General features: G+C 67.1%; 12 protein-coding genes. 5 read left to right on the top strand and 7 right to left on the bottom strand.

Features of this window, described 5'->3' with window-relative positions; translation table 11 throughout:
* Positions 1–348 precede the first annotated feature (348 nt).
* Together FFS15_RS10310 and FFS15_RS10315 are read left to right on the top strand one after the other, a co-directional pair.
* The gene (locus tag FFS15_RS10310; RefSeq protein WP_137844946.1) at positions 349–765 is read left to right on the top strand and encodes a hypothetical protein; all 417 of its coding nucleotides are present in this window, start codon (positions 349–351) and stop codon (positions 763–765) included.
* 417 nt (positions 766–1182) lie between these two features.
* Positions 1183–2304 carry a calcium:proton antiporter gene (locus tag FFS15_RS10315; RefSeq protein ID WP_137844947.1) on the top strand — a complete coding sequence of 374 codons (1122 nt, stop codon included), beginning with the start codon at positions 1183–1185 and terminating at the stop codon, positions 2302–2304.
* Between the two features lie 42 nt (positions 2305–2346).
* Here the strand turns inward: FFS15_RS10315 and FFS15_RS10320 are convergent, their stop codons facing one another.
* Positions 2347–3252 (bottom strand): helix-turn-helix transcriptional regulator, encoded by a 906-nt coding sequence (locus tag FFS15_RS10320; RefSeq protein WP_137844948.1) that lies wholly within the window; start codon positions 3250–3252, stop codon positions 2347–2349.
* Between the two features lie 87 nt (positions 3253–3339).
* Between FFS15_RS10320 and FFS15_RS10325 the strand changes: the two genes are divergently transcribed.
* Positions 3340–4212 carry an aldo/keto reductase gene (locus FFS15_RS10325; RefSeq protein ID WP_171013161.1) on the top strand — a complete coding sequence of 291 codons (873 nt, stop codon included), beginning with the start codon at positions 3340–3342 and terminating at the stop codon, positions 4210–4212.
* Positions 4213–4231: 19 nt separating this feature from the next.
* On the opposite strand, the gene FFS15_RS10330 is transcribed toward FFS15_RS10325, so the two are convergent.
* Genes FFS15_RS10330 through FFS15_RS10345 form a run of 4 tightly spaced genes read right to left on the bottom strand, consistent with a single transcriptional unit; the run spans position 4232 to position 8725 of the window.
* On the bottom strand, positions 4232–4462 hold the full coding sequence (locus tag FFS15_RS10330; RefSeq protein WP_249353939.1) for a hypothetical protein: 231 nt from the start codon (positions 4460–4462) through the stop codon (positions 4232–4234).
* The gene (locus FFS15_RS10335; RefSeq protein ID WP_137844949.1) at positions 4459–5895 is read right to left on the bottom strand and encodes a glycosyltransferase family 2 protein; all 1437 of its coding nucleotides are present in this window, start codon (positions 5893–5895) and stop codon (positions 4459–4461) included. Before FFS15_RS10335 ends, FFS15_RS10330 begins: the two co-directional genes overlap by 4 nt.
* Positions 5896–5898: 3 nt before the next feature.
* Positions 5899–8205, bottom strand: a complete 2307-nt coding sequence (locus tag FFS15_RS10340) for an EAL domain-containing protein (protein WP_137844950.1) — start codon at positions 8203–8205, stop codon at positions 5899–5901.
* 4 nt (positions 8206–8209) lie between these two features.
* Positions 8210–8725 carry a DUF2461 domain-containing protein gene (locus FFS15_RS10345; RefSeq protein WP_171013162.1) on the bottom strand — a complete coding sequence of 172 codons (516 nt, stop codon included), beginning with the start codon at positions 8723–8725 and terminating at the stop codon, positions 8210–8212.
* Positions 8726–8876: 151 nt separating this feature from the next.
* On the opposite strand from FFS15_RS10345, the gene FFS15_RS10350 reads away from it, so the two are divergent.
* Positions 8877–9878: a DUF2804 domain-containing protein gene (locus FFS15_RS10350; RefSeq protein WP_137844952.1), complete on the top strand. Its 1002-nt coding sequence runs from the start codon at positions 8877–8879 to the stop codon at positions 9876–9878.
* 132 nt (positions 9879–10010) lie between these two features.
* Here FFS15_RS10350 and FFS15_RS10355 read toward each other — a convergent pair whose 3' ends face one another.
* Positions 10011–11036: a zinc-dependent alcohol dehydrogenase family protein gene (locus FFS15_RS10355; protein ID WP_137844953.1), complete on the bottom strand. Its 1026-nt coding sequence runs from the start codon at positions 11034–11036 to the stop codon at positions 10011–10013.
* Positions 11037–11046: 10 nt separating this feature from the next.
* Positions 11047–12291, bottom strand: a complete 1245-nt coding sequence (locus FFS15_RS10360) for a multidrug effflux MFS transporter (RefSeq protein ID WP_137844954.1) — start codon at positions 12289–12291, stop codon at positions 11047–11049.
* Between the two features lie 101 nt (positions 12292–12392).
* On the opposite strand from FFS15_RS10360, the gene FFS15_RS10365 reads away from it, so the two are divergent.
* Positions 12393–13277: a helix-turn-helix transcriptional regulator gene (locus tag FFS15_RS10365; RefSeq protein ID WP_137844955.1), complete on the top strand. Its 885-nt coding sequence runs from the start codon at positions 12393–12395 to the stop codon at positions 13275–13277.
* Positions 13278–13289 lie beyond the last annotated feature (12 nt).

The raw sequence follows: 13289 nt of genomic DNA on the forward strand, positions 1-13289 counted from the left end.
ATCGACAGCCTCCCCAGCATCAGAACCACCACCGACGAAACCCCTGGCTAGACTGCCCGCAACTGTTCACTTTTCGAAGATCGAAACTGACCAGTTCTCAAGCGTCGCTGACACCGCAGAATCCCGTAGACCACAGCCCCCACCCCGCTTGCTACGGATCAGAGGGTCAACGGCATCGGCTACCCACAGATCGGCGATAACCAGGACGCGCGTTGGGGTGTCCGTTGTCGTCGGTAGGGTCCTGTTGTGATCGAGATCGCGCGCGCCGAGTTGTCCTCCTCCGCTTGTCCTGAGCGTTTTGTCGCGCGCTGGCGGGACCTTGCGACGCACCCGGAGTGGGCGGCGGGAATGGAGTACCTGCGACTCGACGAGCCGTTCGCCGTGGGGGCAACGGGTGTGCTCAAGGTGCGTGGTGGGCACGAGGCGCCCTTCGTTGTGACGGAGTATGTCGAGGGTCGTGTGTACGCCGATACGACGATCCTCGACGGTGCCGAGCTCACGGTGCACCACGCCGCTGCTCCAGCGGGGTCGGGGTCGGCAGTCGTGCTGCGCGCGTGGCTCACCGGTGCCCGTGCGGCCGAGTATGCCGACCAGATGCGCGACGACGTGCAGCGCAGCCTGGATACCGACCTCGCGGCACTCGCAAGAATGCTCGAGTCCGAGGGTGAAGCGGCTGACCGCCGACTCACTGCGCGATCAAACGCATCTCGTGAGGGATCGGATCGGGCAACCTGGAGCGCGACCTCCGCCAGCTTGACGGAGTGAAGGTGCGTGCAGCGGACCCGCGAGCCTGCCCGACGTGTGGTGATCCGCTCACCTTCGAGATTCTCGACGATGAGCGATTCCTGGTCGCATGGTCGTGCGTGAACTGCGGTCTGATCCGAACCACCGAGCCGGGGTAGATCCCAATCGGTCGACGTGATCCCGGGCTCGCATGGGGCGCGACGCCACCAATGCCGGCTGCGCGGATGAGGATCGCTTGTGCCACGGGGGCGCGATATTGAGGCCGATCGTCTGGATTCTCGTGACAGGGGTGAGGATTCTGGTTCACTGATGCGAGGGTGGCTCGCTCGGCGCGCGGCGCCCGCGTGCCTTGGTGAACCGGGGGGAGTGGTAATGCGAGCGACTCGTGACCGAGCGGCTGTCCGCGAGCCGGTCGCTGCCGGGAGCTCTTGGCGGGGCATGTTCTCCCGCTCGACGATCCTGACGCTTGCGGTCGCGTGGGTGACGGCGATCCTGTTTCTCACCGTTGGGCACGAGTATGTGACCCATCCGCCGAACGCGGCGGTCGCAGTCGGCTGCTTCGTGTTGATCCTGGGGGCGATCATGGTCGCCGCGTTTGGGGTTGTCCGACATGCCGAGCATCTCGCGGAAAGGCTCGGCGAGCCCTTCGGCACACTGATCCTCACGCTGACCGTGGTTGTGATCGAGGTCGTGCTGATCGCATCGATCATGCTCGGTCCGGGCGGGTCAGCAACCATCGGGAGGGACTCGCTGTTCGCGGTCATGATGATCGTCGTCAACGGCGTCCTCGGCCTCACCATTCTGCTCGGGGCGCTGAAATTCGGACCGCAGCGGTACAACATGGAAGGCGCGTCGATCTACATCGCGATGATCGCGGCGCTCTCGCTGGTCACGCTCGTGCTGCCGAGCTTCCTGAGCTCCACCAGTGATGGCAGCCTCATCCCCCTGCAGGCCATCGGCATAGCCGTCCTATCGGCAGCGCTGTACATCTTCTTCCTCTTCATGCAGACCGGCACCGACCGCGCGCTTTACCTGCAGCCCCGGCCGGCGTCGTCCCCAGCCGAATCAGGTCCTGCGCCCACACCGTCGCACGAGAAGGTCGCGGCCCGCGAGCTGGTGCTCCGCTCGGCTCTCCTGGTCGTGACAGTGTTACCGATCATCCTCCTCGCCCACGACCTCGGCATCCTGGTCGGCCGTGGCATCGCGCTTACGGGGGCGCCGGTCGCTTTGGGCGGCGTGATCATCGCGATCATCGTGTTCACACCCGAAGCCATCACCGCCGTCCGAGCTGCACTGGCCAACGAGAACCAGCGTGCTCTCAACCTTGGTCTTGGCGCGTTCGTCTCGACGGTGGGGCTGACCATCCCGGCGATCCTGGTGATTGGTCTGCTGACCGGCCAGCCCGTCATCCTCGGAGAATCACCCGGCAACATGGTGCTCATCTGCATCACCCTGGTGATGACCGTCATCACCTACTTCGCACCACGCACCACTGCAGTCCACGGCGCGGTCCACCTCATGCTGTTCGGCGTCTACGGCGTCCTGCTCTTCGCACCGTAGCCCACCACACATCCTTGGCCACACACGATTCCCTGGCGTCCGTCACGAGAAGCCGGCGGTGGCGTCCCCGAGCGCGTTCGGACGGACGGACTGCGGGGGGTCCGCCGGCTGTGCAGTCCAGCTGCGGAGCATGTCGAGCGCATCCGCGGAGGGCGTTCCGGGCTCGGTGAGGTACGTGGCGAGCCTGACGTCGGGGGCCGATGGCAGCGTGAGCGTCTCGTAGCGGACGGTGAGCAGGCCGACGACGGGGTGGTTGATTCGCTTCGTGCCGTTGGCGTGGGTGCGAACCGTGTGCGCTCCCCACCAGATCCGGAACTGATCGCTCCGGGTGGCGAGTTCGCCGACGAGTGCCATCAGGGCCCGGTCGCTGGGGTCCTGCCCGGCGAGCAGGCGCATCGCCGAGACGGCTTCGCGTGCGCTCTTCTCCCAGTCCGCGTAGAAGGTCTGAGAGCGCGGGTCGAGGAACAGATACCGGGCATGGTTCACCCGGGCGCCGTCGACGGGGAACAGGTGAGGGAAGAGCGCGCGACCGAGGGAGTTGGAGGCGACGATGTCGGCGAGCCGGTTGAGCGCGACCACGGGGACGTCGGCCATGGCGTCGATCAGCTGAACCACCTGAGGAGAGACGCGGGTCTCGGACTTGGCGCGAGGGGCGCGGCGAGGTCCGGATGCCGCCCTGGCGAGATCCAGCAGGTGCGCAGTCTCGGCGTCGTCGAGTTCGAGGGCACGGACGAGGGCGTATAGAACACTCTCGGACACCCCGCTCAAGTCCCCGCGTTCCATGCGGGTGTAATACGCGGTGCTCACCCCCGCGAGTTGGGCGACTTCTTCACGGCGCAGTCCCGGTACACGGCGTTCTCCACCGAACACCGGTATGCCCGCCTGGGCGGGCGTGACGCGCCCGCGCAGCGCGGTGAGGAACTGCTGCACATCCTGCCGAGGATCCATCCTCCGACGCTAGCCCGTGGGCCACGTCACATGGGAGCTACTGCTGGTGACTCTCACCCACGTGGCATGCGCGCCTACCGTGGCGGCATGACAGCAGCCAACACACCGATCCCGAACGTGACACTGAACAATGGCGTGGAGATGCCGATCCTCGGATTCGGCGTCTTCCAGGTCGGACCCGAAGAGACTGAGAAAGCCGTCAGCGATGCGCTCGCAGCCGGATACCGATCGATCGACACGGCCGCGGCCTATCAGAACGAAGAAGCCGTCGGTGCGGCGATCGCGAAGTCCGGCATCCCCCGTGACGAGCTCTTCATCACGACCAAGCTGTGGGTACAGGACGCCCCCGCAGAGGCGAACACCGCGAACGCGTTCGACGACTCGCTGCGCAAGCTCGGCCTCGACTACGTCGACCTCTACCTGATCCATCAGCCCTTCGGCGACTACTACGGGCAGTGGCGGGCGATGGAGAAGATCGCCCGCGACGGGCGTGCCCGTGCGATCGGCGTCTCGAACTTTCCGGCGGACCGGATCCTCGACCTCATCCTCAACAACGAGATCACGCCCGCGGTCAATCAGATCGAGACCAACCCGTTCCACCAGCGCGCCGACTACCAGGGCATCCTCGCCGGCGAAGGCGTCCAGATCGAGTCATGGGGCCCGTTCGCCGAAGGCAAGAACGGGCTGTTCACGAACGAGGTGCTCACCGGCATCGGCGAGAAGCACGGCGAGTCCGTCGCGCAGGTCGTGCTGCGCTGGATGATTCAGCGCAACGTCGTCGTCATCCCCAAGACCGTGAACCCCGACCGGATGGCGCAGAACCTCGACGTCTTCGACTTCGCCCTCACCGAAGACGACATGAACCAGATCGCCGCCATCGACGAAGGCAGCTCGCAGTTCTTCGATCATCAGGATCCCGACATGGTCCGCTGGCTGGCCGCCCGCCGGCTCGAAGGCTAGGACTTCGCCCGGGATGAGGTCATTCGGCGAGGCGCTCATCCGGGTGGATGCTCCGCGTCTCTTTGCGCCGGCCGCGACGGTTGACCAGGTCGCTGAGGTACACCTTGGGCAGCATCTGGGCGATGGCCAGCGCTGCGTACATGATCGTGTTGATTGCGACGAACGCGGCCAGAAACTGGAAGGCGGGTGTGGCGAGCAACTCGACCGGGAGCAGCAGGCCCGTCGGCACAGCGCCCGTCATCGTGATCATCGGTTGCCCTCCGTCGCAGATACCGGTTCGTGTGCGACGCTTCCCCACTGGGCTTTACGCCCCACGGTGATGTCGAAGACGCCCCGGACGTACACGAGGTTGAGGAAGATCGCGTACGCGAGTTCGGGGAAGAGGGCGACGGCCAGCAATCGTGCCCGCCAGCCTCCTCGCCACACGGTGACGACGCGTTCGAGGACGAAGATCAATCCGACGACGACCCAGAACGGGATCCAGATCCAGTTGTCGGCGGCGAGGACCATGAGCACCAGGAGCAGCAGATAGGCCGTGATGGCGACGACGCCGTATCCGATGCCGAGCTGCTGGGCCCAATAACGCGTCACAGATGGACGGAACCCGTAGCTGCCCAGGTTCTCGACTGCTCCGCGCTGCCAGCGCAGCCTTTGCCGCCACAGTGTGCGCCACGTCTCCATCACCTCGGTGACGACCGTGCATTGGGCCGGCGAGATCATGAGTCCTCCCAGCGATTTGATGGCCAGGGTGAGCTCGTTGTCCTCGGTGAGGACGAGGGTGTCATACACCTCTCCCAGGACGCCGGGGAGGGATCGGCCACGTGCCTCTGCCACCGTGCGCAAGGCCCGCGGGCGAAAAATCGACGCCGTGCCCGTGAGCACGAAGACCCGTCCCCGCCGGCGACGGATCTGCCGGGCGTAGCGGGTGTACTCGTTACGCTGAAACTGGCCGAGCAGACCTGCCCCCTCGGCGCCGTAGAACAACCCACCGACGGCCATCAACGCCCGATCATCGGTGAATCGGCGGACCGCTGCGGCCAGGAAACCCTGGTCCAGCGTCGTGTCGGCGTCCATCACCATCACGGTGTCGTTGTCGCCGAGGCCCTTCAGTACGGCGGGCAGCGCCTGGTTGAGCGCACCCGCCTTCTTCTTCGTGTTGGCGACCGTTTCGAACACGTCGACGCCGGCCGCCCGGGCGAGCGAGACGGTGTCATCGGTGCAATTGTCGGCGACGACGACGATCCGCGCGGGCTGGTGAGACTGGGCGCGCAGCGAGGCGATCGTCTCCGCAATGCACCCGGCCTCGTTGTGGGCCGGGATCAGCACCGTGACGGTGACCGGGCCGGCGTAGATGCCGCGGGTCTCTGCCATCACCCGCTTGGGCGCCAACGGCATCCCCTCCCAATCATCACTCGTCCGGGAGCGTCTGGCGACACGCCGCTCTAGCAGGCCGACGACAGCAGCCACAAGCAGCGCGAACCCGGCTGCGGCGAGGATCACACCGGCCGATGGCGCCGACGTGGAATACATCACCTCCCAAGCCCCGAAGAGGGTCACTGTCGTCGGGGTATCCCACCCGGCAGGATCCTGGATAGTGGCGAAAGCGGCCAGGCCGACTACCAATGCGCCCAGCAGCGCAGAACAGATGAGAGCGACGCCGACGAAACGCTCGAACTTCTTCATTCGCTACCTCCCGGGGAGCTCGTGTCTCACGGCCACGCTCGCCAGGCGAGGGGCACTCTGCTGCTCGGCTATCGCGATCGCGTCAGGATCCATCGGACGGCCCAGCAGGTAGCCCTGCGCCGACTCGCAGCCGAGGGACCGCAACAGCGACACGTGCTCCTCCGCTTCGATTCCTTCGGCGATCAGACGGAGACCCAGCGCGTGCCCCGTCTCGACGATCACCCGAAGGAACCCTTGTGAATAGCGGGGTGTATCAAGGAAGCGCCGGTCGATCTTGAGGATGTCGATCGGGAGATCCTCGAGCCGTGCGATCGAGCTGTATCCGATGCCGAAGTCGTCGAGGGCGATGCCAATACCGTCGTGGCGCAACTCGTCGAGGTGCTTCACGGCAATGGAGGCGTCGATCAATGTGGTCTCCGTGATCTCCAGCACGAGTTGAGTCGGGTCGATGCCCGAGGCGGCCACCGCTTCGCGGACATCCGCCAACACTCGTGGGCTGGAGATATGCCGCCCCGAGACGTTGACCGTCACCGCGAGCCAAGGAGCGGCTGAGTGCTCGTTCCAACGGGCGAGCTGCCGGGTGGCCTGGCGAAGGATCCACGCGCCCAGATCGCAGACCAGCTCAGACTGCTCCGCGATCGGAACGAACGCTGAGGGCGGCAGCAGCATCCCGTCCCTGCGCCAGCGGATCAGTGCCTCGAAACCCTGCACGGCCCCCGAGTCCAAATGGACGACCGGCTGGTAGTGCAGCACCAGCTGATCTGCCTCGATGGCGCGCGCGAGATCACCCTCCAGCTCCGTCCGGACGCGGAACTCCTGCCGCATCTCAGCGTCGTAGATGCTCACCCGGCCTCGCCCGGACTGCTTTGCCCGATAGAGCGCCCGATCCGCTTCGTTCAACAACTGATCGGTGGTCGTGTCGCGATCGTGGCTCAGGGCCACCCCGATGCTCACCCCCACGGCGACGTTCTGCTGGTCCGCGACGGTGACGGGCGCGGACAGGATCGGCACGAGTCGGGTGGCGACCGCGACCGCGTCCGATTCATCGGTCAGCGGGGCCAGCAGAACCACGAACTCGTCGCCGCCAAGCCGGCAGCTGATGTCGTCGGCACGGACAGAATCGCGCAGCCGTCCAGCCACCGCTCGCAGCACGTCGTCACCTGCGCCGTGACCCAGGGTGTCGTTGATCCGCTTGAACCCGTCCAGGTCGAGGAACAGCAGCGCGACTCTGCTGTCCGAGACGGCCGCCCCACTCAGGGCCGCCCTGATCAGCTGCACCGCATGCGCCCGATTGGGCAGGCCGGTGAGCGCGTCGTGGGTCGCCTGATACTCCAAGCTTGCTTGCGTCTTGGTGAGAATCTGATTCGTGGCCGCGATCTGGTTGAGCGAGATCTTCATGCGCGCGATGGCCAACCCCATCAGGACGAGCGCCATGACGCCGATCAGCCAGTCGTCGACCGGGATGCCGAGCAGGTACTTCACGGTCAAGCCCACAAACGCGACGAACGTTGCAACGGCGAGGGCGACGGTCAGCCTGTCGCTGAGCGCGACTCGCGACTCGATCGCCCGCTCGGACAGTGTGCGCATCGTGGGGTGCAGCGCCGCTGCTCCCCACAGCGCGTACGCGCCGAGCCACAAGGCGTCGAAGATGGTGTGGGCCGTGTTGTGAAGACCCAGCTCGGTGGCTCCGAGATCCGCCACGATGAGCAGAGTGAGTGCGAGAACCAACAGGGCCAGCGAGGTCTTCCTGGTGCCAGGAACCGTGATCAGTCCGATCAGGATTCCGAGCAGAACGATGTCCGCAATGGGGTAGGCCGCCGCCACCACGACCGCCAACCAGGACTCGTGAGCGCTCGCCACACTCGGCCCGGCCAGCAGTACCCAGACCAGCATCAATCCGGTCGTGACGATCGCGCTGTCGATGAACCCCGCAAGATCGTTGAGCGGCCGGCGAGCGACGAGCAACTGAACCAGACCTGCGGCGAGGAATGGATACGCCGCCAGATAGAAGGCGTCTGCCACAGATGGGAAGACGTCCTGATCCTGCACTTGGCTGATCCAGATAAGGATGCTGTCGCCCACCGACGACAGGAACACTCCCACGGCCATCAGGTACCACGCCGACCGCAAGGGTGGCCGATTCACCCGCACGCCGACAACGATCGCGACGGCGCTCACCAGCCCGATACCGAGGTAGATAACAGCGCGCCACAGATCACTGGGCGCCACCTGGTAGACGACGATTACAGCCGAGCAGACCAGCAGGAAGATCCAGCAGGCCTGAGTAGAGCGTCGAGCGTTCGCGTTCACGCCGTCACCCGGTCAGCCAGGCGCACCAGGTCTGCTCCGCGAGCAGCGCATCGAGATCCTCGGCGGTGCGCGGGTCGTCGACGGCTTCGCGGAAGCGGGCCAGCGCCGCGGGCGGCACGTCGTACATGCCGCCACCCAGCATCAGGCCCTCCTCGCTCAGCTGCAGGTAGTGCGCCACGGTCGCCTGCGAGACCATGCCGATGTGCAGCTTGTAGGGCGTCTTGTCGGCGCTGAAGCGGACGTCGCGGTACGGGCGGAAGATCTTCACCGCGCCGAACTCGGGCTCCAGCTCCGCGCCGAGCGCCTCGAACGGTCCGCGAACGGCCGTGTCGTAGCGAGCCTTGTTGGCTGACCACCACACCTTCGTGTTGTCGGCGCGAAGCTCGGCGTAGAACGAGAGTGCGTCGCGATCGAGACCTTCGAATCCCACCCGCCGATCGTAGCGGGCGGGTGCCGCGGTCGTCGCGGCCACGCGGGTATCGGCCGAGGCGGCGATGCCGCCCGCCTTCTTGTTTCCCATTGGGTGACCCCTCCGGGCGAATCGATGGCGGTGCTGTCGTTCAGAATGGAGGGGTGCCCGCCGTCGCCCTCCTCTCCTTCTCCCTCGCTTCGCGAGTATCTCGAGGTCAGGGATTGATTCTGGGCCGCTGGACCGAATCTGAGGGACTCTCATGATCGAGCGCGAGCTCACGAGCCGCCAGTCGCTGACCGGCACCGGTCGGCGGCTGAACGGCGATGCCGTCGGATGGATGCGAGCCCCGTTGCTGGACACCTCGGGCATCGACGGCCGCCGCTCGTGGGGCCGCAACAAGCGGTGGGAGTACTGGAACGTCATGACGCCGACGCACATCGTCGCGCTCACGGTGTCGTCGCTCGATTACGCCGCGGTACACGACGTGTGGGTGTTCGACCGCGCCGCCGAGACAGCCGTACACCGTGGCGTCACCGGCATCCTGAGCGGCAGCGCGACGCTGCCCGCGAGTCTGGGCGACGGGCCCGCTCGGGCGCGTGCACGCGACCTCACCATCGACATCGATGAGGTGGCCGAGGGCACTCGGCTGCGTGCCCAGATCCCGGGAGCATCGGTCGACATCGTCGCCGCCCGGCCGCCCGTCCACGAGTCGCTCGCGGTCGTCGTGCCCTGGAGTGATCGCCGATTCCAGTACACGGTGAAGGATGTCGCGCGCCCTGCGACCGGCACGATCACCGTCGACGGGGTCGCCCACGACGTGCCGGCGGGGGAGTCGTGGGCCGTGCTCGATCACGGCCGCGGCCGCTGGCCTTACGACGTGAGCTGGAACTGGGGCGCCGGGTCGGGCGTCTCCGGAGGACGCGTGATCGGAGTCCAGCTCGGCGGCCAGTGGACCGACGGCACCGGCTCGACCGAGAACGCCATGTTCGTCGACGGCCGACTGCACAAGATCAGCGAAGAGCTGCGGTGGGAGTATGACACCGCGAACTTCCTGCGTCCCTGGCGGGTGCACGGCGAGACTCTCGACCTCACCTTCGTCCCGTTCTACGACAAAGTCACGCGCACCGATCTCGGCATCGTCTCGTCTCGCACCGACCAGTGCTTCGGATGGTGGTCGGGCCGGTTCACCTCGGCGGAGGGTGAGGCCATCGCGTTCGAGGGGATCCAGGGCTGGGCCGAAGACGTCCGCAACCGGTGGTGAGTACGGGCGCGTGGCTCATCGACCGGTGGCCGGCAATTCGGAGGAGATATGCAATCCGGAGGAGCGTCTCCGCGGCATCCGTCCTCCGGTTTGCAGATCTCCTCCGAAGCGCGCGACTCGTCGGCTTTCGTTTCAGACGGTGAGCAGCACCTTGGTGGCGCGGCGCTCGTCCATCGCGGCGTAGCCGGCGGCGGCATCCTCCAGGGGGAGGGTGAGGTCGAAGACGACGCCGGGGTTGATCTTGCGATCCCAGATCAGCTGGATCAGCTCCGGCAGGAAGCGCCGCACAGGGGCGGGTCCGCCGTGCAGGTGCACGCCCGAGAAGAACAGCTCGAGACCGTCGAGCGAGACGTCGTGTGAGACGCCGACGTAGCCGATGTGGCCGCCGGGGCGGGTGGCGCGGATCGCCTGGTCCATCGACTCCTGCGTGCCGACGGCCTCGATGACGGAGTGTGCACCGAGCCCGTTCGTGAGCTCCTTGATCTTCGCGACGCCGGCATCCCCTCGCTCCTCGACGATGTCGGTCGCGCCGAACTCACGCGCGAGTGCCTGCCGGTCGGCGTGGCGCGACATCGCGATGATGCGCTCGGCGCCGAGCTCGCGTGCGGCGAGGATGCCGAGGAGCCCCACGGCGCCGTCACCGACGACGGCGACGGTCTTGCCCGGGCCCGCTTCGGCGGCGACGGCGGCGAACCAGCCGGTGCCCAGGACATCGGATGCCGCGAGCAGCGACGGGATCAGGTCGGCGTCGGGGTGCCCCGGGGTGGCGACGAGGGTGCCGTCGGCCAGCGGAATGCGGGCGTACTCGGCCTGCGTGCCGATCGCGCCCATCATCACGTTGTGCACGCACCGCGACTGGTACCCGGCCTGACAGATCTCGCACGTGTTGTCAGATGCGACGAAGGATCCGACGACGAAGTCGCCGACCTTCACGTTCTTCACGTCGGGCCCGATCTCGGTGACGACACCGACGTACTCGTGGCCCATCGGCTGCGGAGTCACATACAGCGGCTCCGCGCCGCGGTAGGGCCACAGGTCGGATCCGCAGATGCACGACGCCGACAGGCGGATGACCGCATCGGTCGGTTCGAGGATCGTCGGGTTGTCGCGGTCTTCGACCCGGACGTCTCCCGGGGCATACATGGTGACTTGGCGCATTTCGGTTCCTTTACTTCGCAGCGTGGACGGGAGATGAGACGACGGCGGGGGCACGGGAGGGCTGACGGGTCATGAACAGGTATGCCGCGCCGGCGAGGATCACGGTGACGGTGGTGACGAGACCCAGGGGAAGGATGCTGAGGGCGCCGGCCACACCGACCAGGGGCGCGGCGAAGCCGCCGAATCCGTACCGCACCATTCCCAGCATCGACGACGCGGTCCCGGCCATCTGCGGGTATTCGACGAGGGCGAGGGTGGTGGCTGGCGGTGAGGAGGTCGCGACTCCTGCGGCGAGGAGGAACAGTGACACGATCACCACCCACAGCGGCATGGCGAGGAGGCCCGCCGCGAGCAGGCCGAGTGCGCCGGCACCGGCGATCAGGATGCCGATGGCGAGCGTGCCGGGGATACTCCACCGCTCGGCCGCCCGACCGGCGAGGTATCCGAACGTCATGAACCCGGCGGAGTTCAGCCCGAACGCGAGCGCGTAGCCGAGCGGCGGGAGGCCGTAGATGTCCTGCAGCACGAACGTCGACCCCGCCAGGTACGCGAACACCGCCGCATACAGGAACCCCTGATTGAGCACTGCGCCCAGGAACACGCGATCAGACAGCAGAGTCCGATAGTCGTGCATGGTCTGGCCGAACCCGCCGCGCGTGCGCCTGCCCGCCGGAAGAGTCTCGCGGAACACCAGGAGGGTCACGACGAGGATGCCGGCGCCGATGACCGCGAGGAAGAGAAACAGTCCGCGCCAATCGGTGGACGAGCTGAGCAGGCCGCCGAGGAGGGGGCCGACGATCGCCGCGAACCCGCCGACGACCGTGAGTCGTCCGTAGAAGCGGATCAATGCACCGCCGGTGTAGATGTCGCGTCCGGCGGCTTGGGCGACGACGATCCCCACGCCGCCGGCGAGTCCCTGCACGAACCTCGCCGCGATCAGCATCTCGATGGTGGGACTGATCGCGCAGAGCGTCGACGTGACGATGTACAGGGCGACGCCGATCAGCAGGACGCCCTGCCGCCCGAACCGGTCCGAGAGCGGCCCGGCGATCAGCTGCCCGGCGGCGAGGCCGATCAGACAGGCGGTGACCGTCAGCTGCGCGACCGAGGTGACGGCGCCGAGCTCCGCCGTGAGTGCCGGAAGCGCCGGGAGATACAGGTCCATCGAGATCGGGCCGAACACCGTGAGCAGCAACAGCAGGGTCGGGAGGGCGCGGCCGACTGCGGAAGGGGCGGTCGGGGACTGAACGGGCATGACACCAGCGTCCCCGCATCCGCCGGGACGCGGGAGTCCCTGGTGAGGGGTGTACCGAGAGAGCACCCCTCGTCGAGCGGGACCGTTCTAGCCTGGGCTTCATGGACAACCGAGCCGAGGTCCGCGAGTTCCTCATGACCCGTCGCGCGCGGGTCACCCCCGACGCGGTCGGCCTCACCGTGGGGCCCAACCGGCGCGTGGCCGGCTTGCGGCGCAGCGAAGTGGCCTCCCTCGCGGGCGTGAGCGTGGAGTACTACGCGAAACTCGAGCGCGGCGCAGTCGCCGGCGCCTCGGCATCCGTCCTCGACGCCGTCTCGCGCGCGCTGCAGCTGGACGACACCGAGCGAGCCCACCTCTTGGATCTCGCTCGCGCAGCGGACGGCATCCCCACCAGTGGTCGTACCCGTCGTCGTGCGAGCACACCGACCGCGCCACGACACAGCCTGCAGTGGGCATTGGCCTCGATCACCGACGCCATCGCGTTCGTCCGCGACCAGCGCCACGACCTTCTCGCCGTCAACGACCTCGGTCGCGCGTTCTACTCACCGGTCATCGGCGACGGGGGGCGGACCCCGAACCTCGCCCGGTTCCAGTTCCTGGACCCGGCCGCGCGGGACTTCTACCCCGACTGGGACAGGTTCGCCGAGATGTGCGTCGCCGTCATGCGCGCCGAGGCCGGCCGTGACCCGCACGACAAGGGTCTGCAGGACCTCGTCGGGGAGCTCTCGCTGCGCAGCGACACCTTCCGCACGTTGTGGGCAGCGCACAACGTCCGCACGCACGGAGCCGGAACCAAGCGGTTCCAGCATCCGATCGTCGGCGAACTCGTCCTCGCGTACGAGGAACTCGCCATCACCGCCGAGCCCGGCAACGTCCTCCTGATCTACACCGCCGAGCCGGGCTCGCCCTCCGCCGAGCGGCTCAAGCTCCTGGCGTCGTGGGGAGCAGACCGCAGCGAAGAGGCCCAGCTGCCCAGAGGTATCTGAGAGGATCGATGC

It is taken from the genome of Microbacterium sp. 2FI (assembly GCF_005502885.1).
GTDB lineage: Bacteria > Actinomycetota > Actinomycetes > Actinomycetales > Microbacteriaceae > Microbacterium.